This window comes from Lelliottia sp., assembly GCF_045627565.1.
Classification (GTDB): Bacteria; Pseudomonadota; Gammaproteobacteria; order Enterobacterales; family Enterobacteriaceae; genus Enterobacter.
In genome coordinates, this window is record NZ_JAZQNX010000024.1 from 144,637 (window position 1) to 169,873 (window position 25,237).

At 52.9% G+C, this 25,237-nt stretch carries 23 protein-coding genes; 16 read left to right on the top strand and 7 right to left on the bottom strand.

Features of this window, described 5'->3' with window-relative positions; translation table 11 throughout:
* Positions 1–129 precede the first annotated feature (129 nt).
* Positions 130–1,599, top strand: a complete 1,470-nt coding sequence (gene lysP / locus ACKI5T_RS13725; RefSeq protein ID WP_015959755.1) for a lysine-specific permease — start codon at positions 130–132, stop codon at positions 1,597–1,599.
* 292 nt (positions 1,600–1,891) lie between these two features.
* Positions 1,892–3,862 (top strand): catecholate siderophore receptor CirA, encoded by a 1,971-nt coding sequence (gene cirA, locus ACKI5T_RS13730; RefSeq protein ID WP_407438118.1) that lies wholly within the window; start codon positions 1,892–1,894, stop codon positions 3,860–3,862.
* A 49-nt stretch (positions 3,863–3,911) separates the two neighbouring features.
* On the opposite strand, the gene fghA is transcribed toward cirA, so the two are convergent.
* Positions 3,912–4,748 (bottom strand): S-formylglutathione hydrolase, encoded by an 837-nt coding sequence (fghA, locus tag ACKI5T_RS13735; protein WP_407438120.1) that lies wholly within the window; start codon positions 4,746–4,748, stop codon positions 3,912–3,914.
* Positions 4,749–4,886: 138 nt separating this feature from the next.
* Here fghA and ACKI5T_RS13740 point away from each other — a divergent pair, with 138 nt between their 5' ends.
* The 7 genes from ACKI5T_RS13740 (at position 4,887) to mglC (ending at position 13,084) form a co-directional block, all read left to right on the top strand.
* A complete protein-coding gene (locus tag ACKI5T_RS13740) occupies positions 4,887–6,035 on the top strand; it encodes a YbfB/YjiJ family MFS transporter (RefSeq protein ID WP_407438121.1) in 1,149 nt (382 codons plus the stop codon).
* Between the two features lie 104 nt (positions 6,036–6,139).
* Positions 6,140–6,808 carry a GTP cyclohydrolase I FolE gene (gene folE, locus ACKI5T_RS13745; protein WP_015959751.1) on the top strand — a complete coding sequence of 223 codons (669 nt, stop codon included), beginning with the start codon at positions 6,140–6,142 and terminating at the stop codon, positions 6,806–6,808.
* A 16-nt stretch (positions 6,809–6,824) separates the two neighbouring features.
* Entirely contained in the window at positions 6,825–7,982 is a 1,158-nt protein-coding gene (gene yeiB, locus ACKI5T_RS13750; protein WP_407438123.1) for a DUF418 domain-containing protein YeiB, read from the top strand.
* Positions 7,983–8,137: 155 nt separating this feature from the next.
* Complete coding sequence (gene galS, locus ACKI5T_RS13755; RefSeq protein WP_186752521.1) at positions 8,138–9,160, top strand: HTH-type transcriptional regulator GalS; 1,023 nt, start codon at positions 8,138–8,140, stop codon at positions 9,158–9,160.
* 297 nt (positions 9,161–9,457) lie between these two features.
* Complete coding sequence (gene mglB / locus ACKI5T_RS13760) at positions 9,458–10,456, top strand: galactose/glucose ABC transporter substrate-binding protein MglB (RefSeq protein WP_407438124.1); 999 nt, start codon at positions 9,458–9,460, stop codon at positions 10,454–10,456.
* Positions 10,457–10,537: 81 nt separating this feature from the next.
* The gene (gene mglA, locus ACKI5T_RS13765; RefSeq protein ID WP_235133716.1) at positions 10,538–12,058 is read left to right on the top strand and encodes a galactose/methyl galactoside ABC transporter ATP-binding protein MglA; all 1,521 of its coding nucleotides are present in this window, start codon (positions 10,538–10,540) and stop codon (positions 12,056–12,058) included.
* Between the two features lie 15 nt (positions 12,059–12,073).
* Positions 12,074–13,084: a galactose/methyl galactoside ABC transporter permease MglC gene (gene mglC, locus ACKI5T_RS13770; RefSeq protein WP_015959746.1), complete on the top strand. Its 1,011-nt coding sequence runs from the start codon at positions 12,074–12,076 to the stop codon at positions 13,082–13,084.
* Positions 13,085–13,135: 51 nt separating this feature from the next.
* On the opposite strand, the gene sanA is transcribed toward mglC, so the two are convergent.
* The 4 genes from sanA to ACKI5T_RS13790 all read right to left on the bottom strand — a co-directional run bounded on the left by sanA (position 13,136) and on the right by ACKI5T_RS13790 (position 16,086).
* Positions 13,136–13,855, bottom strand: coding sequence for an outer membrane permeability protein SanA (gene sanA, locus ACKI5T_RS13775; RefSeq protein WP_407438127.1), 720 nt, complete (start codon positions 13,853–13,855; stop codon positions 13,136–13,138).
* A 127-nt stretch (positions 13,856–13,982) separates the two neighbouring features.
* Positions 13,983–14,867: a cytidine deaminase gene (gene cdd / locus ACKI5T_RS13780; RefSeq protein ID WP_407438128.1), complete on the bottom strand. Its 885-nt coding sequence runs from the start codon at positions 14,865–14,867 to the stop codon at positions 13,983–13,985.
* A 128-nt stretch (positions 14,868–14,995) separates the two neighbouring features.
* A complete protein-coding gene (locus tag ACKI5T_RS13785) occupies positions 14,996–15,691 on the bottom strand; it encodes a CidB/LrgB family autolysis modulator (protein WP_407438130.1) in 696 nt (231 codons plus the stop codon).
* Entirely contained in the window at positions 15,688–16,086 is a 399-nt protein-coding gene (locus ACKI5T_RS13790) for a CidA/LrgA family protein (RefSeq protein WP_407438132.1), read from the bottom strand. Before ACKI5T_RS13790 ends, ACKI5T_RS13785 begins: the two co-directional genes overlap by 4 nt.
* 215 nt (positions 16,087–16,301) lie before the next feature.
* Here ACKI5T_RS13790 and ACKI5T_RS13795 point away from each other — a divergent pair, with 215 nt between their 5' ends.
* The 5 genes from ACKI5T_RS13795 to ACKI5T_RS13815 all read left to right on the top strand — a co-directional run bounded on the left by ACKI5T_RS13795 (position 16,302) and on the right by ACKI5T_RS13815 (position 22,000).
* Positions 16,302–16,565, top strand: a complete 264-nt coding sequence (locus ACKI5T_RS13795) for a hypothetical protein (RefSeq protein WP_407438134.1) — start codon at positions 16,302–16,304, stop codon at positions 16,563–16,565.
* 87 nt (positions 16,566–16,652) lie between these two features.
* Positions 16,653–17,585 (top strand): tRNA dihydrouridine(16) synthase DusC, encoded by a 933-nt coding sequence (gene dusC / locus ACKI5T_RS13800; RefSeq protein ID WP_407438136.1) that lies wholly within the window; start codon positions 16,653–16,655, stop codon positions 17,583–17,585.
* A gap of 174 nt (positions 17,586–17,759) precedes the next feature.
* Complete coding sequence (gene bglG, locus ACKI5T_RS13805; protein WP_407438138.1) at positions 17,760–18,593, top strand: transcriptional antiterminator BglG; 834 nt, start codon at positions 17,760–17,762, stop codon at positions 18,591–18,593.
* Between the two features lie 137 nt (positions 18,594–18,730).
* Positions 18,731–20,590 carry a PTS beta-glucoside transporter subunit IIABC gene (gene bglF / locus ACKI5T_RS13810; RefSeq protein WP_407438140.1) on the top strand — a complete coding sequence of 620 codons (1,860 nt, stop codon included), beginning with the start codon at positions 18,731–18,733 and terminating at the stop codon, positions 20,588–20,590.
* Positions 20,591–20,602: 12 nt separating this feature from the next.
* On the top strand, positions 20,603–22,000 hold the full coding sequence (locus ACKI5T_RS13815) for a glycoside hydrolase family 1 protein (protein WP_407438142.1): 1,398 nt from the start codon (positions 20,603–20,605) through the stop codon (positions 21,998–22,000).
* Positions 22,001–22,045: 45 nt separating this feature from the next.
* Here ACKI5T_RS13815 and yohP read toward each other — a convergent pair whose 3' ends face one another.
* The gene (gene yohP / locus ACKI5T_RS13820; protein ID WP_150099619.1) at positions 22,046–22,129 is read right to left on the bottom strand and encodes a small membrane protein YohP; all 84 of its coding nucleotides are present in this window, start codon (positions 22,127–22,129) and stop codon (positions 22,046–22,048) included.
* 220 nt (positions 22,130–22,349) lie between these two features.
* Here yohP and mdtQ point away from each other — a divergent pair, with 220 nt between their 5' ends.
* Both mdtQ and ACKI5T_RS13830 read left to right on the top strand, forming a co-directional pair.
* Complete coding sequence (mdtQ, locus tag ACKI5T_RS13825) at positions 22,350–23,768, top strand: multidrug resistance outer membrane protein MdtQ (RefSeq protein WP_407438144.1); 1,419 nt, start codon at positions 22,350–22,352, stop codon at positions 23,766–23,768.
* A gap of 51 nt (positions 23,769–23,819) precedes the next feature.
* A complete protein-coding gene (locus ACKI5T_RS13830) occupies positions 23,820–24,593 on the top strand; it encodes an SDR family oxidoreductase (RefSeq protein WP_407438146.1) in 774 nt (257 codons plus the stop codon).
* A 48-nt stretch (positions 24,594–24,641) separates the two neighbouring features.
* On the opposite strand, the gene ACKI5T_RS13835 is transcribed toward ACKI5T_RS13830, so the two are convergent.
* A complete protein-coding gene (locus ACKI5T_RS13835; RefSeq protein ID WP_235133708.1) occupies positions 24,642–25,208 on the bottom strand; it encodes a DedA family protein in 567 nt (188 codons plus the stop codon).
* Between the last annotated feature and the right edge of the window lie 29 nt (positions 25,209–25,237).

Consider the following 25,237-nt stretch of genomic DNA (forward strand, 5'->3'; position numbering starts at 1 on the left):
GGCCTCTCAGCGTTACTTATAATCCTGGGCCAGTCATGAAGCTCTCTTATAACTGCGCATTTCTGCCGGAAGGAACGCGGATCGTCTGCTACAATCGCGCCTCATTTTTAAAATGGACAGCATTTTCACATGGTTTCAGAAAATAAAACCACAGAAGCGCCCGCGCTACGTCGCGAACTCAAGGCGCGTCACCTGACAATGATCGCCATTGGCGGATCGATTGGTACAGGTCTTTTTGTTGCATCCGGTGCAACCATTTCAGCGGCAGGTCCTGGCGGCGCGCTGTTTTCGTATATGTTGATTGGCCTGATGGTGTACTTCCTGATGACCAGCCTGGGCGAACTGGCGGCATACATGCCGGTTTCCGGCTCCTTTTCGACTTACGGTCAAAAATATGTAGAAGAAGGCTTCGGCTTCGCGCTGGGCTGGAACTACTGGTACAACTGGGCGGTGACTATCGCTGTTGACCTCGTGGCCGCGCAGCTGGTGATGAACTGGTGGTTCCCGGATACGCCGGGCTGGATCTGGAGCGCTATCTTCCTGGCGGTGATTTTCCTGCTGAACTACATCTCCGTACGTGGTTTTGGTGAGGCAGAATACTGGTTCTCCCTGATCAAAGTGACGACCGTGATTATCTTCATCATCGTCGGCGTGGCGATGATTGTGGGCATCTTTAAAGGCGCGGAACCTGCGGGCTGGAGCAACTGGGAAATTGGCGATGCGCCGTTTGCCGGGGGTTTTGCGGCCATGATTGGCGTGGCCATGATTGTTGGTTTCTCTTTCCAGGGAACAGAACTGATTGGTATTGCTGCCGGTGAATCCGAAGATCCGGAGAAGAACATTCCGCGCGCAGTGCGTCAGGTGTTCTGGCGTATTCTGCTGTTTTACGTGTTCGCGATCCTGATTATCAGCCTGATCATTCCTTACACCGACCCGAGTCTGCTGCGTAACGATGTGAAAGACATCAGCGTTAGTCCGTTCACGCTGGTCTTCCAGCATGCTGGTCTGCTCTCAGCGGCGGCGGTGATGAACGCGGTTATCCTGACGGCGGTGCTTTCTGCGGGTAACTCCGGCATGTACGCCTCAACGCGTATGCTGTACACCCTGGCGTGCGACGGTAAAGCGCCACGCATTTTCGCCAAACTGTCACGCGGCGGTGTGCCGCGCAATGCGCTGTACGCCACAACGGTGGTCGCGGGTCTGTGCTTCCTGACCTCCATGTTTGGTAATAAGACAGTCTATCTTTGGTTACTGAATACATCCGGGATGACGGGCTTCATCGCCTGGCTGGGGATTGCCATCAGTCACTATCGTTTCCGTCGCGGTTACGTTATGCAAGGGCACGATATTAACGACCTGCCGTACCGCTCAGGATTCTTCCCGATTGGGCCGATCTTCGCGTTCATTCTGTGTCTGATCATCACGCTCGGCCAGAACTACGAAGCCTTCCTGTCAGACACCATTGACTGGGGCGGCGTGATGGCGACGTATATCGGAATTCCGCTGTTCCTGATTATCTGGTTTGGTTACAAACTGACAAAAGGCACGCGGTTCGTCAGCTACAGTGAAATGGACTTCCCAGGACGATTCAAAAAATAATCGCATTGCCTCTCTTTCGAACCCGCTCAACTGAGCGGGTTTTTTTATGTCCATAGTATGGAGAAAAGACATAATTGTTAACAATTTAATTGATAATGGTTATCGTTTGCTTTATCGTTACGGCGATTTTGAAAAGGATGAAGCGTCAACGTCGCGGGCTGTTTAGACGAGGACGTGACTGCCGCACCTGCACAGAAACACACTTCCGACCGGCCAAAGAAGCAGGCGGAGCGCAATGCATTGTGAGCAATAACGATTTGATATTGTTGTTTTTACCTCATGGAGAAATGGAATGTTTAGGTTGAATCCCTTCGTAAGGGGAGGACTTTGTGCGTCCGCACTGTCCCTTGCCCTGCCTGTTATTGCTGCGGAATCTGGCGACACGATGGTTGTTACTGCGTCGGCCACCGAACAGAATCTCAAAGATGCACCCGCCAGTATCAGCGTCATTACTCAGCAGGATCTGCAACGTAAGCCGGTCAATAATCTGAAAGATGTCCTGCGAGAAGTGCCTGGCGTGCAATTAACCAGCGAAGGGGATAACCGTAAAGGCGTGAGTATCCGTGGACTGGACAGCAGCTATACGTTGATTCTGGTTGACGGCAAACGTGTAAGCTCGCGCAATGCCGTATTCCGCCACAACGATTTCGATCTCAACTGGATCCCGGTTGACGCCATTGAGCGTATCGAAGTGGTGCGCGGGCCAATGTCATCGCTGTATGGTTCCGATGCGCTGGGCGGCGTGGTGAATATCATCACCAAAAAAATTGGTCAAAAATGGACGGGTACGCTGACGGCGGACACCACTATCCAGCATCACCGCGACCGTGGTGATACCTACAACGGCCAGTTCTTTACCAGCGGTCCGCTGGTGGACGGCGTGCTGGGCCTAAAGGCCTACGGAAGCCTGTCTAAGCGTGAAAAAGACGATCAGCAAAAATCGTCCACTACCGCGACCGGCGAAACGCCGCGCATCGAAGGCTTTACCAGCCGCAACGGGAATGTGGAATTCGCCTGGACGCCAGACGAAAATCATGATTTTACCGCAGGCTACGGCTACGACCGTCAGGATCGCGACTCCGACTCGCTTAACAAGAACCGTCTGGATCGCCAGAACTATTCTCTGAGCCACAATGGCCGCTGGGATGTGGGTAACAGTGAGCTGAAAGTTTACGGCGAAAAAGTCGATAATAAAAACCCGGGAAATAGCAGCCCGATTACCTCAGAAAGCAATGCCGTAGACGGCAAGTACGTGTTGCCGCTGGGTGAAATCAACCAGTTGCTGACTCTGGGCGGCGAGTGGCGTCACGATAAGCTCGAGGATCCGGTCAACCTGACGGGCGGCAACAGCAGTAACACCTCGGCCAGCCAGTATGCGCTCTTTATCGAAGACGAATGGCGTATTTTCGAGCCGCTGGCGCTGACCACCGGCGTGCGTATGGACGACCACGAAACTTACGGCGATCACTGGAGCCCGCGTGCCTATCTGGTCTATAACGCGACCGATACGATGACGGTGAAAGGGGGCTGGGCGACGGCCTTTAAAGCGCCGTCATTACTGCAGCTTAGCCCTGACTGGACCACCGGGTCATGCCGCGGCGCATGCGAAATTGTGGGTAGCCCGGATCTGAAACCGGAAACCAGCGAAAGCTTTGAACTCGGCCTTTATTACGCCGGAGAAGAGGGCTGGTTAGAAGGCGTTCAGGCCAGCATCACCACCTTCCAGAACAACGTGGATGACCGTATCAGCATTACCCGTACCGCCAACGTTAATGATGCGCAAAGTTATCCGAACTATGTTGGGCTGAACGGCGACGGCGAACCGATTTTCCGCTATTACAACGTCAATAAAGCGCGTATTCGTGGGGTAGAAACTGAGCTGAAATTCCCGCTGGCAGAAGACTGGAAAATGACGCTGAATTACACCTATAACGATGGGCGTGATATCAGCAACGGCGGTAATAAGCCACTGTCCGAACTGCCGTTCCATACGGCTAACGGTACGGTTGACTGGCAGGCGACCCAGGCATGGTCATTCTACGTGCAGGGTAACTACACGGGTGAGAAGCGTGCTGTTACCGACGGTGGAACCACGCCTGGTGGTTACGTGGTCTGGAATACGGGCGGAGCGTGGCAGGCAACGAAAAGCGTTAAGCTGCGTGCCGGAGTGCAAAACCTGCTGGATAAAGACCTCAGCCGCGACGATTACAGCTATACGGAAGATGGCCGTCGTTACTTTATGGCCGTCGATTATCAGTTCTGATGGGGGAATTGCCCGGCGAGCGAAAGGCTACCGGGCATAATGCTAGCGCTTACTTGAACAAATGCTCCGCATGGAAGCGGAGATGATCTTCAATATACGATGCGATGAAATAGTAACTGTGATCGTGACCCGGCTGAATGCGTAACGTCAGCGGCCAGGCTTTCTGGCGTGCCACTTCTGCCAGTACGGCTGGCTGGAGCTGGTTAGCGAGGAACTGATCCGCATCGCCCTGATCGATAAGCGTTGGGATGGCGTCTCCCGGCTGGCTCGCCTGCATCAGTGCGCAACTGTCCCACGCCTGCCATGTATCCGCATCATCACCCAGATAGTGTGAAAACGCTTTTTGTCCCCACGGCACCTGAGTCGGGTTCACTATTGGGGCAAACGCCGAGACGCTGGTGAACGTGCCAGGATTTTTGAGCGCCATAATGAGCGCACCGTGCCCGCCCATCGAATGCCCGCTGATCGCACTCCGGTCACCGACATCAAATTCAGCAGTAATCAGCGCAGGCAGCTCATCACGAAGGTAATCATACATCCGGTAATGGCTTGCCCACGGCTGCTGCGTGGCATTCAGATAAAACCCTGCGCCTTTACCTAAGTCGTAGCCTGCGTCATCGGCGACATCATCGCCACGGGGACTGGTGTCCGGCATAACAAGAGCAATGCCCAGCTCGGCTGCAACACGCTGCGCACCTGCTTTGGTGGTGAAGTTTTCATCGTTGCAGGTCAGGCCAGAAAGCCAGTACAGCACCGGCGGTTTTGCCTTCCCGTTGGTCGGCGGCAGAAAAATACTGAACGTCATCGCGCAATTCAGTGCTGTGGAGTCGTGCCGCCAGCGCTGCTGCCGACCTTCAAAACAACGGTGCTCTTCGAGCAGTTCCATGCAAGGCTCCTTAATGCATACAGGTATTCATTAAACCCATAATACATATTATTCATTCACCTGTGAGTAACTTTCACTTCCGCTGTTGCCCGATATACTGCATCATAAATTTACTTAAATTTAACATTTGGAGCGATCATGGCGCTGCGTATTGCGCTCAGTGGATTTGTGGTGCTTGTCGTCGCGATGGGAATAGGGCGTTTTGCCTTTACGCCCCAGGTTCCGCTGATGATCGCGGCTGGACAACTTACGCTGACCAGCGCCGGATTAGTCGCAGCCATGAATTATCTTGGCTACCTGGTCGGTGCATGGGATGCCATGCGTGCGCATCGTTTTGTCGAAGGGCGCTTGTATCTGGGGATCGTGGGGGCCGTGGCGCTGACGCTGCTCTCCGCCGTGGCGGATAACGCCATTGTTCATGGAATAATACGCTTTGTTATCGGCTGCATGAGTGGCTGGTCCATGGTGTTGATCGCCGCCTGGACCAACGAACGGCTGGCGCATTACGGTAAGCCCGGTCTGAGCGCGGCGGTGTTTGCGGGTCCAGGTGCGGGCATTGCGCTCAGCGGCTTACTGGCCGTTTATATTCAGGCGCGATCGCTTTCAGCGGGTGCCGCGTGGCAAATTTATGGCGTACTGGCGCTGATTTTAATTGTGCTGGTGGCGCGCTATTTACCGCGCGGCGGTCAGCTGCATCGGCCCGGTACCGCCCCCGAACCGCTGTTATTGACAGCGGATTTGCGCCGTCTGGTCTGGAGCTACAGCCTGGCCGGATTCGGGTATATTCTGCCAGCGACCTTTTTGTCGCAGATGGCGGCGCTGCGTTTTCCGGGTAGCCTGTTTGCCCAGTTTGTCTGGCCGATTTTTGGTGTAGCGGCAGTTGTGGGGATCGCGTTGAGTATCGCGCTGCGCCATGTCTCGACTTCAAATCGGCGTTTGTCCATCGTGCTTTGGTTACAGGGGTTAGGCGTTTTTGCCGCCTGGCTAATGCCGGGGATTGCCGGTCTGGTGACAGGCGCGTTGCTGGTCGGTGGCGGGTTTCTCTGCGCCGTTCAACTCTCGCTGCTGTGTGGCCGCGAGCTGGCCCCCACACATACTCGTTACATGGCGGGACTCTTGACCACGGGTTACGCAATAGGCCAACTGGTAGGCCCTGTGACTTCCGCGATTTCCACCTGGCTGACTCACCAACTGGAGCCTGCGCTGGGGCTAGCGGGTGTCGCCCTTTTTGTTGGCGGGGCACTGGTCTGGAACCGTCAGGCTGAAAGGCAACGACAATCGCAATAATTATCGCCGTGAATACTGGATTATGTGCGCCACCTCACGCACAATGAGCGCACACTTTTGCCTCAATGAGGGTAAAAGGCAGCCACACCTGCAGGAGTAAAATAATGCCATCACTCAGTAAAGAAGCCGCTCTGGTCCACGAAGCGCTGGTAGCGCGTGGTCTTGAAACCCCGCTGCGTCCACCGGTCAACGAGCTGGACAATGAAACACGTAAACGTCTTATTGCCGGGCACATGACCGAGATTATGCAGTTGCTGAATCTCGACCTGAGCGACGACAGCCTGATGGAGACGCCGCAACGCATCGCCAAAATGTATGTCGATGAGATTTTCTCCGGCCTGGATTACGCAAATTTCCCAAAAATCACCGTCATCGAAAATAAAATGAACGTCGATGAAATGGTGACCGTGCGCGATATTACGTTGACCAGCACCTGCGAACACCACTTTGTTACCATCGATGGTAAAGCGACGGTGGCGTATATCCCTAAAGATACGGTGATTGGGCTGTCTAAAATTAACCGCATTGTGCAGTTCTTTGCCCAGCGTCCGCAGGTTCAGGAACGTTTGACGCAGCAAATTCTGACGGCGCTGCAAACGCTGTTGGGGACCAACAATGTGGCTGTATCCATTGATGCCGTGCATTATTGCGTGAAAGCGCGCGGCGTTCGTGACGCTACCAGCGCGACGACCACGACCTCTCTTGGCGGCCTGTTTAAGTCGAGCCAGAATACCCGTCAGGAATTTCTGCGCGCAGTGCGTCACCACAACTGATCGGAAGGCAGGATAAATGGAGCGTAATGTCACGCTGGATTTTGTACGTGGCGTTGCCATTCTCGGTATCCTGCTGCTCAACATTAGCGCCTTTGGCCTGCCAAAGGCGGCGTATCTCAACCCGGCCTGGTATGGCGAGATCACCCGCAGCGACGCCTGGATCTGGGCGATTTTAGACCTGTTTGCGCAGGTCAAATTCCTCACGCTTTTTGCGTTACTTTTTGGTGCGGGTCTACAGATTTTGCTCAAGCGTGGCAAACGCTGGATTCAGTCTCGCCTCACGCTGCTGGTCCTCCTCGGGTTTATCCACGGTCTGTTTTTGTGGGATGGTGACATTCTGCTCGCCTATGGTTTAGTCGGGCTGATTTGCTGGCGCATGATCCGCGACGCGCAGGATGTTAAAAGCCTGTTTAACACCGGCGTGATGCTGTATGTCATTGGCATTGGCGTCCTGCTGCTGCTGGGGATGATTTCAGGCGGCACCACTAATCGTTCGTGGATCCCTGGCGTGGCATCGCTCCAGTATGAGCAATACTGGAAGCTGAAAGGCGGCGTCGAAGCTATCAGCAACCGGGCGGATATGCTCGGAGACAATCTGCTCGCATTAGGGGCGCAATACGGCTGGCAGCTGGCAGGCATGATGCTGATTGGTGCCGCGCTGATGCGCAGCGGTTGGCTGAAAGGGGAGTTTAGCCTCAGGCATTATCGCCTCACGGGAGCTGGACTGGTTCTGCTGGGCGTGGCGATTAATTTGCCTGCCGTGATTGCGCAATGGCTGTTGGGCTGGGATTATCGCTGGTGTGCCTTTCTGTTACAGGCCCCGCGAGAGCTGAGTGCGCCGTTCCAGACCATCGGCTATGCATCGCTTATTTTCGGGTTCTGGCCGCAGATAGCGCGCTTCAAATTAGCCGCTGCCGTCGCATGCGTTGGACGCATGGCCCTCAGTAACTACCTGCTGCAAACCTTAATTTGCACGACGCTTTTCTATCGATTAGGCCTGTTTATGAAATTCGACAGGTTCCAGCTCATGGCGTTTGTGATCCCCGTGTGGATGGTCAACATGCTATTTTCCGTTATCTGGCTGCGCTATTTCCGTCAGGGCCCGGTGGAATGGGTATGGCGTCATTTAACCGCACTTGCTTCGGGTGTCGCATTGACTAATACATCCAGATAACGATCTGGATCACAATCATTAACAAAACGGATGTAACCGTTTTCATCTGTGTGAGCTTCTTCACGTAGTCCCCTCTCCGTCGCTGCCAAAATAGCCTCCTTGCTAAACACAGGGGGTGTCTGTGAGTTGCTGCAATCCTACAAAGTGTGGTGAATATGATCACCATTCGTGACGTGGCCCGCATCGCGGGTGTTTCTGTTGCTACCGTTTCTCGCGTCCTGAACAACAGCGCGCTGGTGAGTCCTGAAACGCGTGAAAACGTGATGAAAGCGGTCACGCAGCTGGGCTATCGCCCTAACGCTAACGCGCAGGCGCTCGCGACTCAGGTGAGTGACACCATCGGCGTCGTGGTGATGGATGTTTCCGATGCGTTTTTTGGCGCATTGGTCAAAGCCGTGGACGTTGTCGCCCAGCAGCACAATAAATATGTGCTGATCGGCAACAGCTATCATGAAGCTGAAAAAGAGCGTCATGCCATTGAGGTGCTGATACGTCAGAGATGTAACGCCCTGATTGTTCACTCAAAAGCATTGAGCGATGAAGAGCTTGCTGGGTTCATGGATCAAATCGACGGGATGGTGTTGATTAACCGCGTTGTGCCGGGCTACGCCCATCGCTGCGTGGCGCTGGATAACGTCAGCGGTGCCATGATGGCCACGCGAATGCTGTTAAGTAACGGCCACCAGCGCATCGGTTATCTGGCCTCAAGCCATCACATTGAAGATGACGACATGCGGCGCGAGGGCTGGCAGAACGCGCTGAAAGAAGCGGGGATTATGCCTCTCGATAGCTGGATAGGCACCGGATCACCGGATATGCAGGGTGGGGAGGCCGCTATGGTCGAACTGCTCGGACGCAATTTGCAGCTCACGGCGGTATTTGCCTACAACGACAGCATGGCCGCAGGGGCGCTTACCGCGCTAAAAGACAATGGAATTGCGGTGCCACAGCATTTGTCATTGATTGGTTTCGATGATATCCCGATTGCACGCTACACAGATCCTCAGTTGACCACGGTGCGATACCCCATTGCATCGATGGCGCGCCTTGCCACTGAGTTAGCGTTACAGGGCGCCGCAGGGCAGCTCGATCCGAGCGCAACACACTGTTTCATGCCAACTTTAGTGCGTCGTCATTCAGTTGCTATTCGGCAAATTGTGGCTCCGATCACTAACTGATAACGATGAGTGATGTAACCGTTTTCAATCTGTGAGTAAATTCACAGTATCTTAACAAGGCGCTGACTATGATGTCAGCGTTTTAGGAACTGAAACGCTATGTAACGGTGATTAATCACTTTCACCATAGTCAAAGTGCCGCAAACAACCATAAAGCGCATTTCTGGAGCGTTACCGAACACGGAAGAGAGAAATTTTATAAGTGAACTTCGGCGGCCAGTAACGTTTATTTAACACCTGCCTGCCGATTGTTATTCACAAGAAGAACTACCCTGCATAAAAAAAACCGGAGATACCATGAATAAGAAGGTGTTGACTCTGTCTGCTGTGATGGCAAGCATGCTTTTTGGCGCAGCAGCGCACGCTGCGGATACCCGTATTGGCGTGACTATCTATAAATACGACGACAACTTTATGTCAGTTGTGCGTAAAGCAATCGAAAAAGATGCTAAAGCAGCGCCAGACGTCCAGCTGCTGATGAACGACTCCCAGAACGACCAGTCCAAACAGAACGACCAGATCGACGTTCTGCTGGCGAAAGGCGTTAAAGCCCTGGCAATCAACCTGGTTGACCCGGCTGCGGCAGGTACGGTTATCGAGAAAGCGCGTGGCCAGAATGTGCCAATCGTCTTCTTCAACAAAGAACCTTCTCGCAAAGCGCTGGACAGCTACGACAAAGCCTTCTATGTGGGTACTGACTCTAAAGAGTCCGGTATTATTCAGGGCGATCTGATCGCTAAACATTGGGCAGCAAACCCGAACTGGGATCTGAACAAAGATGGTCAGGTTCAGTTTGTTCTGCTGAAAGGCGAGCCGGGTCACCCGGATGCTGAAGCGCGTACCACTTACGTTATCAAAGAGCTGAACGACAAAGGGCTGAAAACTCAGCAACTGGCGCTTGATACCGCGATGTGGGATACCGCAATGGCGAAAGACAAGATGGACGCATGGCTGTCTGGTCCAAACGCTAACAAAATCGAAGTGGTTATCGCGAACAACGATGCGATGGCAATGGGTGCAGTTGAAGCGCTGAAAGCGCACAACAAATCCTCTATTCCGGTCTTCGGTGTGGATGCATTGCCAGAAGCGCTGGCGCTGGTGAAATCTGGCGCAATGGCCGGTACGGTTCTGAACGATGCTAACAACCAGGCGAAAGCCACCTTCGACCTGGCTAAAAACCTGGCCGCTGGCAAAGGTGCTGCAGATGGCACTACCTGGAAAATTGAGAACAAAATTGTACGTATCCCTTACGTGGGCGTAGATCAGTCGAACCTGGCTGAGTTTATCGGTAAATAAGTTATTGATTGCATGTTCTCACAGGGCGCAATTCGTTGCGCCCTTTTATAACGCGATATGCGAGGCCGTCAAGGTATAATTATGGTCAGCACAACTACTCAGTCGTCACGCGAATTCTTGTTAGAAATGAGCGGTATTAACAAGTCGTTTCCGGGCGTTAAGGCTCTCGATAATGTTAATTTAAAAGTGCGTCCTCACTCTATTCATGCGTTGATGGGAGAGAACGGTGCAGGTAAATCGACATTATTAAAATGCCTTTTTGGAATCTATCAAAAAGATTCTGGTAGCATCCTTTTTCAGGGGAAAGAGATCGACTTCCATTCAGCCAAAGAAGCGCTGGAAAATGGTATTTCGATGGTTCACCAGGAACTGAACCTGGTACTTCAGCGTTCTGTTATGGACAATATGTGGTTGGGGCGTTATCCAACCAAAGGCGTATTTGTCGATCAGGACAAAATGTACCGTGATACAAAAGCAATTTTCGATGAGCTGGATATTGAAATTGACCCACGCGCACGCGTAGGGACATTATCTGTTTCACAGATGCAGATGATCGAAATTGCAAAAGCGTTCTCCTATGATGCGAAAATAGTCATCATGGATGAGCCAACATCTTCATTAACGGAAAAAGAGGTCAATCACCTTTTCACTATTATCCGTAAACTGAAAGATCGTGGCTGCGGCATTGTTTATATCTCGCACAAAATGGAAGAAATTTTCCAGCTGTGCGATGAAATCACTATCCTGCGTGACGGTCAGTGGATCACCACCCAGCCTCTTGAAGGGCTGGACATGGATAAAATCATTGCCATGATGGTGGGGCGTTCTTTGAACCAGCGCTTCCCGGACAAAGAGAACACGCCAGGCGAAGTGATTCTTGAGGTGCGTAACCTCACGTCGCTGCGTCAACCGTCTATTCGTGATGTCTCTTTCGATCTGCACAAAGGCGAAATTCTGGGTATTGCCGGTCTGGTCGGTGCAAAGCGTACTGACATTGTGGAAACCCTGTTTGGTATCCGTGAGAAAGCCGATGGCACCATCACGCTGCACGGTAAAAAAATTAATAACCATAATGCCAACGAAGCCATTAACCATGGTTTTGCACTGGTGACTGAAGAGCGTCGTTCGACGGGTATTTACGCGTATCTCGATATTAACTTTAACTCGTTAATTTCTAATATTCGTAACTATAAGAACAAAGTCGGTCTGCTGGATACGTCCCGAATGAAAAGCGATACCCAATGGGTTATCGATTCAATGCGCGTGAAGACCCCAGGACATCAGACGCAAATTGGTTCGCTGTCCGGCGGTAACCAACAGAAAGTCATTATCGGTCGCTGGTTATTAACCCAACCAGAAATTTTAATGCTGGATGAACCCACGCGCGGTATTGACGTGGGCGCCAAATTTGAAATTTATCAGCTGATTGCTGAGCTGGCCAAAAAGAATAAAGGGATCATTATTATATCTTCCGAAATGCCGGAATTGTTAGGGATCACAGATCGTATTCTGGTTATGAGCAATGGTCTCGTCGCCGGAATTGTTGACACCAAAACGACAACGCAAAACGAAATTCTCCGTCTTGCGTCTTTGCACCTTTAAGATCAGGGGCTCCTCATGAGTGCGTTAAATAAAAAAAGTTTTCTCACTTATCTGAAAGAAGGCGGAATTTACGTCGTACTTTTAGTATTACTGGCCATTATTATTTTCCAGGACCCTACGTTCTTAAGTTTATTAAACTTGAGTAACATTCTGACCCAGTCCTCAGTGCGTATTATTATCGCATTGGGTGTGGCGGGTCTGATTGTGACTCAGGGTACTGACCTGTCAGCGGGACGTCAGGTGGGCTTAGCGGCTGTTATCGCGGCGACTTTATTACAGTCCATTGATAATGCGAACAAAGTATTCCCGGAAATGGCCACCATGCCTATCATTCTGGTGGTGCTGATTGTGTGCGTTATCGGTGCCATTATCGGTCTGATTAACGGCATCATCATCGCGTATCTGAACGTCACCCCGTTCATTACGACGCTGGGTACGATGATTATCGTTTACGGTATCAACTCCCTGTATTACGACTTCGTGGGCGCATCACCGATTTCTGGTTTCGACAGCGGCTTCTCTACCTTCGCGCAAGGCTTTGTCGCGCTGGGCAGCTTCCGCCTGTCATACATCACCTTCTATGCGCTGATTGCGGTCGCGTTCGTCTGGGTGCTGTGGAACAAAACGCGCTTCGGTAAAAACATCTTCGCTATCGGCGGTAACCCTGAAGCCGCGAAAGTGTCTGGCGTTAACGTTGCGCTGAACCTGCTGATGATTTACGCATTGTCCGGTGTGTTCTACGCATTCGGTGGTTTGCTTGAAGCGGGTCGTATCGGCTCTGCAACGAATAACCTCGGCTTCATGTACGAGCTGGATGCAATCGCAGCCTGCGTCGTGGGTGGCGTTTCCTTCAGCGGTGGTGTGGGTACGGTAGTGGGCGTGGTCACCGGTGTTATCATCTTTACCGTTATCAACTACGGCCTGACGTATATCGGCGTAAACCCTTACTGGCAGTACATCATCAAAGGCGCGATCATCATCTTCGCCGTCGCCCTGGATTCACTGAAATACGCTCGTAAAAAGTAATCGCAGAAGTCCAAAAAAAAGCCCGCTGAGATAGCGGGCTTTTTTGTTTTCTTATTTCTTGTCTTTTATCTGTAGATCCAGAAGTTGCTCGGGTGCCACTGCCGGATAATCCTGCGCGCCTTCGGGCACTTCGTGCAACTCCGGAATGGGCACCAGCGGACCTAAGAAGCGTGGTTCACGCTTGAAGAGATACAGGTCGGCGAGCGCACCAAAGCGAGCGCCAAACTCACGTACGCGGACGCTGAGCATATCTTTTGGAGACGGTACGGCGTAGCACTGGGCCTGAATGCCCATATGTAGCGCAATAAAGAGCGCGCGCTCGCAGTGGAAACGCTGAGTGATGATAATGAAATCGTTGGTATCAAATACTTTGCGGGTACGCACGATAGAATCCAGCGTACGGAAACCGGCATAATCCAGAACGATATCAGCGGGGTCGACACCTGCGGCAATCAAATCTTTGCGCATGGTCATGGGTTCGTTATAGCTCTGCTGGGCATTGTCGCCGCTTAACAGCAGGTAATTCACTTTGCCGCTGTTGTAGGCATTTAGCGCGCCCTGAATACGGTAGCGGTAATACTGATTGATCACGCCGGTACGATAATATTTTGCCGTCCCCAGCACCACGCCAACCTGTCGATAAGGCAGGTCCTGCAAATCGTCAAAAATATAAGGGGCGGTTTTCCAGCTCATCCAGCGGTCGAGGCCGAGCGCAGCCAACAGCAGTATGCCGACCAGGACAGACAGGCTGTAAAACACACGCTTTAACATGAAGATGACTCGTCCGTGGGTGAAATTTCACTCAGGCTACTTTACCCGCCTGGGAAGCGCAAGAAACTGCGATTTGATTGAGGGGATTTTCATCAGTTTCGCGGGCATTTCTGCCCGCAAAGAAGGATTACGCCAACAAGGTGCGATCAATGTTAGAACAGCCCAGCGCTTTCAGGGTTGCCGCGGTGGCATCCCACTGAATCAGAGGCGCATCAGCTTTTTCAGCGAGGATCGCGCGCTGAATATCTGGATAATCGTAGCCGTTCAGGCTCAGTAAATTCAGGGCGCCTTGCAGCGGTGGCAGGGTTGGGTTAAATGCGGCGTTCTCGGCATAACTGCCAGAGAAAATACGGCCATCACGGCACTCCAGCGCAACGCCACTCGGTGACTGGCTGTACGGCGCGTGACTTTTATTGGCGGCGGCAATGGCAGACTGCGTCAGTTCATCGCCCGTTAACGCATAACCGTGGTTCTGCTCATCCATCAGCAGCGTTTTGATGTCGAGGTCTTTCGGACCAAAGGCATCCGGCAGGTAATCACTCAGGGTATGCGGCTCACGACCCGGCAGGTTAATGCGCAGTTCCAGACCACTGTTCAGCTCATTCATAAACTGGCGACAGTGACCGCAAGGGGTGTAGTTAACGGTGATGGCTTTCAGAGCGAGCTCACCGCGAAGCCAGGCGTGACTGATCGCGCTCTGCTCGGCGTGGACTGTTTGCTGCATCGTCGCACCCAGGAACTCCATGTTCCCGCCGAAATACCAGGCGCCACTTACGCCGCGCGCGATGGCGCCAACGTTGAAGTGGGAAAGGTCGGCTCTTGCGCAGGCGGCAGCCAGCGGGAGCAGTGCGAAAGCCAGCGCGTCTTCGTCCAGTCCCGTAGCCTGTTTAAGCATCGTGACCTGCTCAGCCGTCAGCAGGGCGGGGAAGTGCTCATCCGCTAGAACCGGAGCCAGGGCTGATTGCAAATTCTCGGCGAGCTGGGCGAAAGCAGATTGAAAACGTGGGTGCATGGCAATGCCTCATAAAGGTTAATGGATCGGTAGTTTACGGAGCCACTACCGCTTTATATGTGATCCAGTTCTCATTATGTATGCAACTTATGAAATCAAAATGAAAATTGCGCGACGCATCGCAAATTTTAACCCATCACGGCCAGAATGATCGGGAATAAGAACGGCGCAATGAGCGATGTCATGATCCCACATATCACCAGGGCTAAAGAGCTAAACGCGCCTTCCTGATAATCCAGTTCCGCGCAACGCGCTGTGCCGAGCGCATGCGATGCGGTTCCCATTGCCAGCCCACGCGCCGCTTTGGTTCGAATGCGCATCAAATTCAGCAGCGTGTGTCCAAATACGGCGCCCAAAATACCGACAAAAATGACGCACATCGCGCTAATAGCGGGAATGCCACCAATGCTGCCACCCACGGCCATCGCAATTGGCGTGGTCACGGATTTCGGTAATATTGAGGCGGCGATCTGCGGCGAAGCGCCCATCAGCAGGGCAACAGATGTCCCTGTCACCATCGCGACTACGCTGCCAATCAGGCAGATCGTGATGATGGATTTCCAGCGTGCGCGGATCTGGTGGAGTTGTTCGTAGAGCGGTAACGCCAGAGCAACGACCGCAGGCTGCAACAGATCGTTCAAAATTTTGCTGCCCGCAAAGTAGCGCTCGTAAGGAATATGGGTGATCAGCAGGAAGGGAATAATCACCACCATGGCGACCAGCAGCGGGTTGAGTAGCGGCATTTTAAAACGGGCGGCAAGTTTCCGGGCGGCGAAGAAAACCACCAGCGTCAACGGCAGTGACCACCAGATATTGGCCATCATTTTTGGTTTCCTTTTTGCCCTACCACTTTACGTTCACCATGCACCAGATGTGAACTCCAACTCACCACCAGGAACACCACCAGCGTGCTGATGGCGCATGAGACCACAATCGGACCAAACTGGGCCTTTAGCACATCGTAATACTGCATCACCCCCACGCCGATCGGCACGAACAGCAGCGCCATATAGCGAATCAGCACAAAGCATCCCGGGTTGACCCACTTTGCGGGCAGAATTTGCAGTGCCAGCAGCAAAAACATAATCAGCATGCCGATTATGCTGCCCGGAATGGTGATAGGCAGCAGGGATGCGACGAAAATTCCTGCATAGAGGCAAGCGTAAATAAGGATAAACGCGCGCAGATATTGCCAGACAGTATTGAGTGCTTTGATCATGGTGAAAGTCCTTGATGAAACGCATTCATCATACAATTAAACCTGGAAACGTGCTACGGATCACATCATGAAATTTGAGCATACCAGACATTCCAATTTGGAACGTCGGGCATTTCCCCAGAATTAAGGGTAAAGGCGATAGAAAACAGTGTAGTACCGGGTGGTTTTTCGGCGGTAATGATATGATAAATCTCCCCCTCAGGCAGGAGATCACCATGCCAGAATATTTCATTTTCAAAAAGGGCAGCACGGTTCACGCACGACCAGCAGCAGATATTGACGCCGCGTCTACATTGAAAGAGCAGGGCTACGAAAAGCAGTTCGAAGAAATTATTGCTTCTGATGAGAAAAGCGCCCTTGCGCGATTTGCTTCCATTAAGAAAGAAGAAAAACTGACAGTGCACGCATTTATGACGGGGCCCGCCATCATTTCGCTGGTGCTTGCCATCGTGGTGATTATTGGTTTTGTATTTACGTGATATAGCCTCGGGACGCGCATTAATCAACCCTTTCCACGCGCCAGGAGAGCGGCTACCATAGCGCGTCTTTTTTCACAGGTATTGAGAATGCGTGTATTACTGGCGCCGATGGAAGGTGTGCTCGACTCACTGGTGCGCGAGCTGCTGACCGAGGTTAATGATTACGATCTCTGCGTCACCGAATTTTTGCGTGTGGTCGATATGCTGTTGCCCGCAAAGTCGTTTTATCGACTCTGCCCGGAATTGCATCGTCAGAGTCGGACGACGTCAGGCACGCTGGTTCGCATTCAGCTTTTAGGCCAATACCCCGAGTGGCTGGCGGAAAACGCTGCGCGCGCCGTGGAGCTGGGCTCTTATGGCGTGGATCTCAACTGCGGCTGCCCGTCAAAAATGGTTAACGGTAGCGGGGGCGGCGCAACGCTGCTTAAAGATCCTGAGCTGATTTATCGCGGCGCGAAAGCGATGCGTGAAGCCGTACCTTCTCATCTGCCCGTAACGGTAAAAGTGCGTTTGGGCTGGGACAGTGGCGATCGCCAGTTTGAGATTGCGGATGCTGTTCAGCAGGCTGGTGCGACCGAACTGGTCGTTCACGGGCGTACCAAAGAAGACGGCTACAAAGCGGAGCGCATTAACTGGCAGGCGATCCGCGACATTCGTCAACGGCTGGATATTCCTGTTATCGCCAACGGTGAAATTTGGGATTACGAAAGTGCGCAAGCCTGTCTAAAAGAAACCGGCTGTGACTCGGTGATGATCGGGCGCGGTGCCCTCAACATTCCAAATCTGAGCCGGGTGATAAAATATAACGAACCGCGTATGGCATGGCCTGACGTGGTGACACTGCTGCAAAAATATACCCGCCTCGAAAAACAGGGTGATACCGGGCTATATCACGTTGCGCGTATCAAACAGTGGCTGAGTTATTTACGCAAAGAATACGATGAGGCGCTGGGTTTATTTCAGGAAATCCGCACGTTGCAAACGTCAGCGGATATTGCCCGCGTCATCCAGTCCAAATAAAACCCTCATTCTGGTGAGACTGATCACGATCTAAATCACATTTTTACGCGTGACGCATTGAGGCCATGAATGAAAGTGATAGAGTGACGAAACTGGATTGTTACTGCTACGGCAGGCAAAACCTGATTTTCTGGCATTTGTCGGAGGTCAGGTTTTTTTGTTTCTAGGGTTCCAATGAAAATCGCCAAAATTCTTAATAATAATGTGGTGGTTGTTCTGGATGAGCATGGGCGTGAGCAGGTCGTGATGGGCCGTGGGCTGGCCTTCCAGAAACGCGTCGGTGAAGATCTGGACACAGATAAAATAGAGAAAGTGTTCGCGCTGCAAAGCGATGAACTGGTCGGGAGACTTGGGGAATTACTCAGTCAAATTCCTCTTGAAGTGATGACCACCTGCGATCGCATTATTGGGCTGGCGGCGCAGAGACTCGGAAAATTGCAGGATAGCCTCTACATCACGTTAACGGACCACTGTAACTTTGCCATCGAGCGGCAAAAGAAAGGGGTCGCTATCAAGAACGTATTGTTGTGGGAAATTCGACGTCTGTATCCGAAAGAATTCGCACTGGGCCAGGAGGCTCGCGCCATTATCGCTACACGGTTGGGTGTTGAACTTGCCGAAGATGAAGCCGGTTTTATTGCCCTGCATCTGGTGACGGCACAGCTCAACAGCGAAATGCCGGAAGTCATGCACGTGACCCGCGTGATGCAGGAAATCTTGCAGCTGGTGAAATATCAGCTGCAGCTGGAGTACGACGAAGAGTCACTCAGCTATCAACGTTTTGTGACACATTTGAAGTTCTTTGCCCAACGAATGCTGACCCGTACCGTGGTGCAGGACGACGATGTGTCGCTGCATGCAGCGGTGAAGGATAACTACGCTAAAGCGTGGAAGTGTGCTGAGAAAATTGGGCAGCACTTGCAGCACAGCTATCAGCGCGAGCTGACGACTGAAGAAATTATGTTCCTCGCCATTCATATTGAACGGGTGAGAAAAGAAGGGCGTTAAGCCCCCAAAACTGGATTGTTACTGCATAACGCAGGCAAAACCTGAGCGCGGCTTCTGAGAGGAAGACGTTCTCGGGTTTTTTTATTTTTATACTCAGTCAACCGGTGCCTGCGGGCATCAGATGTAAGGAAATCGACATGGAATACCAAGCTTTGGCGAAGGATATTCTTGCCCACGTTGGGGGGAAAGAGAATATCGTCAGTCTGGTTCATTGCGCCACCCGGCTTCGTTTCAAATTAAAAGAGAATCAAAAGGCAGATGCGCAAGGACTGAAGAAAAACCCGGGCGTCATTATGGTTGTCGAAAGTGGCGGTCAGTTTCAGGTTGTCATCGGTAATCACGTTCACGACGCCTGGCAGGCGGTGCGGGCGGAAGCAGGCCTGACGGATGATACCCCCGCTGCGGCTGATGAACAGGGTGACAAAGGCAATCTGCTGGGTCGTCTGATTGATATTGTTTCCGGTATTTTTACGCCTTTTATCGGCGTTCTGGCGGCCTCCGGTATTCTGAAAGGGTTACTGGCGCTGGCAGTAGTCTGCGGCTGGCTCACGACCGACAGCGGAACGTACAAAATCTGGTTCGCAGCAAGCGATGCGCTGTTCTTCTTCTTCCCACTGGTGCTGGGCTACACCGCCGGTAAAAAGTTTGGCGGCAATCCGTTTATCACCATGGTTATCGGCGGGGCGCTCACGCATCCGATGATGATTCAGGCGTTTGAAGCCAGCCAACAGGTGGGGGCGGTTTCAGAGGTATTCATGGGGATTCCCGTGACCTGGTTTAACTACAGCTCCTCGGTGATTCCCATCATTCTTGCCGCGTGGGTGAGTTGCTGGCTGGAAAAGCAGAGCAGCAGATTGTTACCGCCGTCGATGAAAAACTTCTTCGCGCCGCTCATCTGTTTAGTCGTGACCGTCCCGCTAACGTTCCTGATTATTGGTCCCGTCGCAACCTGGCTGAGCCAGATACTGGCGAACGGCTATCAGTGGATTTATGTTCTGGCACCGTGGCTGGCTGGGGCGGCAATGGGGGCACTGTGGCAGGTCTGCGTGATCTTCGGGCTGCACTGGGGGCTGGTACCATTGATGATCAATAACCTGGCCGTACTGGGCCACGACTCAATGCTGCCAATGCTGCTGCCTGCGGTGATGGGGCAGGTGGGGGCCGCGCTGGGTATATTCCTGCGTACCAGGGACGCGCGACAAAAGATGATAGCGGGTTCCTCCGTCACCGCAGGAATTTTCGGCATCACCGAACCGGCTGTGTATGGCGTAAACCTGCCTCTGCGACGCCCGTTTATCTTCGGCTGCGTAGCGGGCGCAGTGGGTGGCGCGATTGTAGGCTTTAGCGATACGCACGTTTACTCATTTGGCTTTGCCAATATCTTTACCGTGGCGCAGATGATCCCGCCGGGTGGCGTGAATGCCACGCTTTGGGGCGGCATTATCGGCACTTTGGTGGCGCTGGTCTTGAGCTGCGTCATGACCCTGGTCGCAGGAATTCCTAAAAGTGCAGCACAGGATGATCAGGTGATAACCGCAGACGATAACGAAGTTTTGGCCCCAATGAGCGGAACTGTGTTGGCGCTTGATCAGGTGCCCGACTCCACCTTTGCCAGCGGCTTACTGGGGCAAGGTGTGGCGATTATTCCTTCCGACAACAAAGTTATTGCCCCGTTTGCGGGTGAAGTGGCGTCGTTGTTCCAGACCAAACATGCCATTGGCCTGCTGAGCGAGAGCGGGATTGAGGTGCTGATCCATGTTGGTATCGACACCGTGAAGCTCGACGGCAAGCCCTTCACCGCGCATGTCACCGTGGGAGACAAGGTTCAGCCCGGCGATCTGCTGCTGGAGTTTGATCGTCAGGCCATTATCGATGCCGGATACGATCTGGCGACCCCCATTATTATCAGTAACAGTGACGATTACCGTGATGTGGTGACCGTGGCGGCAACGTCCGTCAGTGCCGGAACACCGCTATTAAACGTAAGCCATCAATAACAGGAGAACGTGATGAAAACTTTCCCGGAAACATTTTTGTGGGGCGGCGCGGTTGCCGCAAACCAGGTAGAAGGCGCTTATCTGGAGGAGGGTAAAGGCCTGTCGACCTCTGACGTACAGCCGCAAGGTGTATTTGGCAAGGTGGTCGAGCGCGTGGAGGGCGACAGCGGCATTAAAGATGTGGCGATTGATTTTTATCATCGCTACCCGGACGATATCAAACTGTTTGCCGAAATGGGCTTTAGCTGCCTGCGCGTGTCGATCGCCTGGACACGTATCTTCCCGAACGGTGACGAGCAACAGCCGAACGAAGCTGGACTGGTATTTTACGACAAGCTGTTTGACGAACTGGCGGCGCACAACATCACGCCGCTAGTGACGCTGTCGCATTATGAAATGCCGTGGGGGTTGGTGAAGCAATACGGCGGCTGGGGCAGTCGTCAGACCATAGGCTTCTTTGAGCGCTACGCGCGTACGGTATTTGCGCGTTACAAAGAGAAAGTAAAGCTGTGGCTCACGTTCAATGAAATCAATATGTCCCTGCATGCGCCAATGACCGGCGTCGGCTTGCCGGAAACCAGCAGCAAAGCGGACGTTTATCAAGCGATTCACCATCAGCTGGTGGCGAGCGCGCTGGCAGTGAAAGCCTGCCATGAGATTATCCCGGATGCCAAAATCGGCAACATGCTGCTCGGCGGCCTGGTTTATCCTCTGACCTGTAAGCCAGAAGACATGCTGGAAGCCTTACAGGAAAACCGCGCGTGGCAGTTCTTTGGCGACGTACAGTGTCGTGGGGCGTATCCGGGCTATATGCTGCGATTCTTCCGCGATAATGGGATGACGCTTGAAATCACTGATGCCGATCGCGAAGCGCTGAAAGCCACCGTCGATTTTATCTCCTTCAGCTACTATATGACCGGCTGCGTGACCACCGACGAGGAACTCAACCAGCAGGCGCGCGGCAATATTTTGAGCATGGTGCCGAACCCGCATCTGGCGAGTTCCGAATGGGGCTGGCAAATTGACCCTATTGGCCTGCGTACGCTGCTGAACGTGCTGTGGGATCGCTATCAGAAGCCGCTGTTTATCGTTGAAAACGGTTTGGGTGCGAAGGATAAGCCGGACGCTGACGGCGTGGTGCAGGACGACTATCGCATTCGCTATCTCAACGACCATCTGGTGCAGGTGCGCGAGGCGATCGACGACGGCGTGGAGGTGATGGGCTATACCAGCTGGGGACCGATTGATCTGGTGAGCGCATCGAAAGCTGAGCTATCTAAGCGTTATGGTTTTATCTATGTCGATCGTGATGACAGTGGCAACGGTACGCTGGCGCGCAGCCGTAAGAAAAGTTTCTACTGGTATCAAGAAGTGATTGCAACCAACGGGGCGTCGCTGAAAGCCCAGTGATCGTAGGACATGCCCGTCAGGCGCAATACCTGACGGGCAAAATCATCAGAAAATCATCTTAAAGACGCCCGTCACGACCAGTAAACCAATCAAGAAAATAATCAGAACCACCCACAGTAATATCTTCATTCCCTTCTCCCTCGCCAATTGAGCTTAAGTGAATAAAGTGTAGCAGCCTGAACGGAAGGCTGACTTATAACTGCCATAAATAATGGATTTTCATCCATTTAGAACGTGTATATTTTTCTGGTTATGTGAATGTATGACAAAGTGCGGATTGCCACGGGTTACTAAAAAAAAGGAAAGCATCAAGCGTAATTTGCGCCTTTCTTTTTATGTGAATGACGTCATGAAGCGTTCAATTGTTTTATCTTTAAGCTTGCCTCTCTCTTGCATCCTTGCCGCCTGTGCGCCGCACCACGACACGTCGGCATCGCTGGCTCAGCAAATGCCGGCAACGACAATCAACACTCAACTGGCGCAGAGCCAGTGGCCACAAAACACGTGGTGGAAGGCGTATAACGATCCGCAACTGGATTCGCTGATCGCTCAGGCTCAGGCCGATGCACCGGATATGCAAATTGCTCGTCAACGCATTGCGCTGGCGGAGGCGCAGGCAAAACTGGCCGCAGCGGCGGATGGTCCTCAGCTTGATTTCTCCGCGAATGCCGAGCGCCAAAAAATGTCGGCAGAAGGATTAATGGGGCCTTTTGCCACTACCGACCCGGCCGCGGGAACGACGGGCCCGTGGTATACCAACGGTACGTTTGGCTTAACCGCTGGATGGGATTTGGATCTGTGGGGGAAAAATCGCGATCGGGTTGAGGCTCGCATCGGTAAAGTGAACGCACAGAAAGCCGAGATGGAGCAAACCCGGCAATTGCTCGCGAGCAGCGTTGCCCGTCTTTACTGGGAGTGGCAGACGCAGAATGCGATGGGTCACGTATTGGCGGCGATTAAACAAGAGCAGGACAATATCATCGGTGCCGATCGTGAGCTTTATCAGAACGGAATCACGTCGTCCGTGGAAGGGGTGGAAACAGACATCAATTCCAGTAAAACGGATGAACATCTGGCGGAAGTGAACGGCAAAATGAAAACCATTGAAGCCCGCCTGCAGGCGCTCACCCACTCCTCATCAATAGCGTTAAAACCGCACGCATTGCCGACGGTGGAGGCTTCTCTGCCCGCGACGCTGGGATATGAACTGCTGGCACGCCGTCCCGATCTTCAGGAGGCGCACTGGTATATCGAAGCGTCGCTAAGTGAAGTTGATGCCGCAAAAGCGGCCTATTATCCGGATGTAAATCTGATGGCTTTTCTGCAACAGGACGCGTTGCACTTAAGCGATCTGTTCCGCTCATCGGCACAGCAAATGGGCGTTACGGCAGGGCTGACGCTGCCGATTTTCGACAGCGGAAGGCTCAACGCCAATCTGGATATCGCTCAGGCGCAAAGCAACCTGAGCGTGGCAAATTACAATAAAGCCGTGATCGACGCGGTAAACCAGGTTGAGCATGCAGCCAGTGAAGTCGAAACATTGATGCATAAAAACCAGCAACAGCAGCACGTCGAAGCCGACGCCGCACGCGTGGTCGCGCTCGCGCAGGCCCGTTTTAACGCCGGGATCATTGCCGGTTCACGCGTCAGCGAAGCGAAGATCCCTGCGCTGCAGGAGCAAATCGCCGGGCTGGCGCTGAAGGGACAATATGTCGATGCGACGCTGCAACTGACGGCGGCCCTGGGCGGCGGCTATCACCAGAGTTAATCAGTGAGCATTATCTATACTTAACTCTTTGTGATTTCTCCGGAGGTGAGTATGGCTGCAACAAATCGAGTCGCTATTGTGACCGCATCAGATTCAGGGATAGGCAAAACCACGGCGTTGATGCTGGCTGAGCGTGGTTTTGACATTGGTGTGACCTGGCATTCCGATGAAGAGGGGGCGCTGAAAACCTGCCGCGAAATTGAGGCACGGGGTCAGCGTGCCGAAGCTATCCACCTGGATCTAAGCGAACTTCCACAGGGTGCAAAGGCGATCGAATCTCTCATCACCCGGTTTGGTCGCCTGGATGTGCTGGTCAACAACGCCGGGGCAATGACCAAAGCGCCGTTTCTGGATATGGCATTTGATGACTGGCGGGCGATATTCACCGTCGACGTGGATGGGGCGTTTTTGTGCTCGCAAATAGCGGCCAGGCAGATGGTGAAACAGGGGCAGGGCGGGCGGATCGTCAATATTACGTCCGTGCACGAACACACGCCGCTGCCTGATGCCAGCGCCTACACGGCGGCGAAACACGCGCTGGGGGGCTTAACTAAATCAATGGCAATGGAACTGGTGCAGCACAAAATTCTGGTGAACGCCGTCGCGCCTGGGGCGATAGCGACGCCGATGAACGACATGGATGACAGCGAAGTTGAGGAAGGGTCAATGCCAGAAATCCCGCTTGGACGCCCGGGGCACACCAAAGAGATCGCCAGCCTGGTGGCCTGGCTCTGCGACACCGACGCCAGTTACACCACCGGACAATCATTTGTTGTCGATGGCGGGTTTATGATCGCAAACCCGCAGTTTAAACCGGCAGAATGATATTTCCCCCTCTCTCACCGGGAGAGGGGAATACCTCACTGCACTGATTTACTCACGCTCTTTATCCCGGTATTTCAGCCACAGCCGAACCGCAATCACCGCCACCGCGAACACAATCACCCAAATCCAGTGTTTCAAATGCTGATCGAGATCGTGCAGCCAGGGGCCGATCACTTCACCACCGACGTAACCCAGCGAGGTAAAAATCAACGCCCAGGCGATGGCACCAATGATATTCAGCGGCAGGAAGATTTTCGGTGGCAATCGGCTGGCCCCAATCAGCATCGGGCCGATAATGCGAAAGCCGTACATAAACCGCGTTCCGATAACGAACAGATAAGGGTGGCGCTGAATCAGGCGTTGCGCGCGGTTAATCTTCTTTTGATGTTTCTTAAAACGTTTCAAAAGCGCAGGACCAAAGCGTAGTCCCAGCAGATAAAGCAATTGATCGCCAATCATTCCGCCTAGCGCAACAGCGGCAACCACCAGTGGGAAGCGCAGTAATCCCTGATGGGCAGCCACACCGCCAAGCAGGGTAATGGTTTCACCTTCTGCCACGCTGCCAATCACCAGGGCAACATATCCGTACTGTTCAATCAGATTATTGATATCCATAAGATAAGCGTAGTCTCCCTCAATGAATC